The sequence below is a fragment of the Peribacillus sp. genome (assembly GCF_059453735.1).
In genome coordinates this window covers 1-2,996 of record NZ_JAZVJO010000192.1, presented here as the reverse complement: position 1 = coordinate 2,996, position 2,996 = coordinate 1, and the positions used below count along the sequence as shown (strand labels likewise).

The 2,996-nt window shown below is 39.4% G+C and carries 3 protein-coding genes; 1 reads left to right on the top strand and 2 read right to left on the bottom strand.

Translation table 11 applies throughout. The features are described 5' to 3' along the window. The coding region (locus AC52RT_RS06185; protein WP_495539937.1) for an NAD(P)H-dependent flavin oxidoreductase at positions 1 to 924 on the bottom strand (924 nt) is incomplete at its 3' end. 223 nt (positions 925 to 1,147) lie between these two features. On the opposite strand from AC52RT_RS06185, the gene AC52RT_RS06180 reads away from it, so the two are divergent. Further along, positions 1,148 to 2,623 (top strand): aminotransferase class I/II-fold pyridoxal phosphate-dependent enzyme, encoded by a 1,476-nt coding sequence (locus AC52RT_RS06180; RefSeq protein ID WP_495539936.1) that lies wholly within the window; start codon positions 1,148 to 1,150, stop codon positions 2,621 to 2,623. Positions 2,624 to 2,718: 95 nt separating this feature from the next. On the opposite strand, the gene AC52RT_RS06175 is transcribed toward AC52RT_RS06180, so the two are convergent. Then, positions 2,719 to 2,841, bottom strand: coding sequence for a GapA-binding peptide SR1P (locus AC52RT_RS06175; protein ID WP_495539935.1), 123 nt, complete (start codon positions 2,839 to 2,841; stop codon positions 2,719 to 2,721). Positions 2,842 to 2,996: the final 155 nt, after the last annotated feature.

The following is a 2,996-nucleotide window of genomic DNA, read 5'->3' as shown; positions in this document are numbered from 1 at the left end:
GTCAATAATTCTTTTAAATAATTCATGCGTGGCGGGAACGTCCTTAATAAGGCCCATTACTTGGCCAGCCCAACCAAATCCTTGCTCTTCTTTTCCTTCAAATATATATCTTTGATTAGTTTGACCGCTTATGTATTCCTTTAATTGTTCATAACCGCCATTTTCCTGTTCAATTTTCAGGATTTGATCTGTCCATGCACCTGCAATAGCTCGTGCTGGTGCACCAATAGATCGTTTAATTACTACTGTATCATATTCATTCCCCTCAATGAGCGCCTTTTTATAAGCCTCATGAGCATGTACACATTCTTTAGTGGCAATAAACCTTGTTCCCATTTCAATACCTTCTGCCCCCAGTGCAAGTGCTGCCATTAACCCACGACCATCGCCAAAACCGCCTGAAGCGATTACAGGGATTGAAACAGAGTCAACTACTTGAGGTACTAATACCATTGAGCCGACATCATCTCTGCCAAGGTGTCCTCCCCCTTCATGGCCAACAACCATTACCGCATCAGCACCAGACTGTTCAGCTTTAACAGCCTGTTTTCTTGCTGCAACTAAAACCAGTTTTTTTACTGGGGTATCTTTAACAAGGTTCATAAATGGAACAGGGTTCCCCCCTGTTACGGAGACCGCTGCTACATTCTCCTTAAGCGCAGCCTCTAAAAAATGTTCGTATGACCTTCCATGCTGACCAATAGCAAAGTTAACGCCAAAAGGTTTATCTGTCAACGATTTTGTTTTTAAAATTTCCTCACGCAATTGTTCCGGGCTGTCAAGCGACATAGCCGTCACCTGCCCTAATCCCCCAGCATTAGACACTGCCGCCGCAAGTTCAGCATAGGCCAAGTGCGCAAGTCCACCTTGAATAATTGGATAGGTTATTCCAAACACTTCCGTAACCCTTGTTTTCCATTCCATTAAATTTCCCCCTTTTTTAATAACTATATCATGTAAATATAGTGTAACTAAATCAAGTACAGATGACTAGAAAAAACCTTCCATATCCTTCTGTATATAATCTTCGGTCATGTGCTCTATCCTTTCCAATCCTTCCAGTAAAAACCTATACACAAGTTCTTATCCATGCTATAATTCATTTGTTTTATTATTGCAAATTTTTTCAGAAGTGAGGCTAGAAGAATTGTCCCAATTTGAAACACCATTATTTACAGGTCTTAAAAAACACGCAGCAAAGAACCCCGTACAATTTCATATTCCAGGCCATAAAAAGGGGCAAGGCATCGATCCAGAATTTCGTGAATTTATCGGAGATAATGCCTTATCCATTGATTTAATAAATATCGCCCCCTTGGACGACTTGCATCAGCCAAAGGGAATTATAAAAGAAGCTCAAGACCTAGCAGCAGAAGCCTTTGGAGCAGATCACACATTTTTCTCCGTACAGGGTACAAGCGGAGCCATTATGACCATGATAATGGCCGTATGCGGACCAGGAGATAAAATTATTATCCCTAGAAATGTTCATAAGTCCATCATGACAGCAATCGTATTTTCTGGGGCTGTACCGATCTTTATTCATCCTGAAATTGATAATAACCTTGGGATTTCACATGGGATTACAACCGAGTCTGTAGAACATGCACTGAGCGCTCACCCGGATGCAAAAGGATTACTTGTGATTAATCCGACGTACTTCGGAATATCAGCTGATTTAAAAAGGATCGTAGAAATTGCTCATTCTTATCATGTGCCTGTTTTAGTTGACGAGGCTCATGGTGTCCATATTCATTTTCATGATGAACTTCCCTTATCTGCAATGCAGGCAGGAGCTGATATGGCCGCTACAAGCGTTCATAAACTTGGTGGTTCACTGACCCAAAGTTCTGTATTAAACGTCCGAGAAGGTCTTGTTTCTGCTAATCATGTACAATCTATTCTAAGCATGATGACAACCACATCGACTTCGTACATCCTGCTGGCCTCTCTTGACGTTGCACGTAAGAGGCTTGCAACAGAAGGGTATCAATTAATCGATGAAACAATTAAGCTGTCTCGATCGCTCAGAACTGCGATTAATGAAATTCCTTTACTTCATTGTGTAGGAGAAGAAATTATTGGATCAAAAGCTACATTTGATTTTGATCCTACTAAACTAATTATCTCTGTTAAGGAACTAGGAATTACAGGATATGAAGTAGAAAAATGGCTTCGTAAAACCTATAATATTGAAGTGGAACTATCCGATTTATATAATATTTTATGTATCATCACACCTGGAGACACATCAATTGAAGCTGAAATCCTTCTTAATGCCTTAAGTAATCTTTCTGCTGAATTTGCACCTTTAACAGATAAAAACACATTGGCTGCTGAAGTTTTGCTTCCTTCCATCCCTCTGCTGGCCTTAACACCTCGGGATGCATTTTATGCCGAAACTGAAGTTGTACCTTTTAACGAAACGGTTGGTCGGATCATCGCTGAATTTGTGATGGTATACCCGCCCGGCATTCCAATTTTCATACCTGGTGAAATTATTACGCAGGAAAATCTTGATTATATCCAAACCAATATTCAAGCTGGCCTCCCTGTTCAAGGACCAGAAGATCCAGATATGAATTCACTTCGCGTCATTAAGGAACATAAAGCAATAAAATAAGCAGCAACAAGCACCCTGACAACTGTTTGGGTGCTTATTGCTGCTTCGTCATTTTAAAAAAAGGATGGGAATCCTTCTATTCATCTATCTATCTACTATTCTTTTTCGCCTTCTTCATCATGGCAATGTGCAGAACATTGAGAATAAAGGGTTGTAACTTTCTCATCTACAAAATGATCAATTGTAGAGTTACAGTGCTTACAGATTAAAGTTCCCATATTTTCCAGACTCCTTCCGAAAATTAGAATGAAAACGCTTTATATATTTGTTAAGTTAATATTAATACAACACATTAAAAATATCAAGCCTATTTGTATGACACATTTAAATATTTTCCCCAATATATACATCATAATTCGAACATACCCTTCTT

Coding starts and splice junctions, on each gene's coding strand:
- AC52RT_RS06175 (WP_495539935.1), bottom strand. CDS start 2,841: ATGGGAACTTTAATCTGTAAGCACTGTAACTCTACAATTGATCATTTT.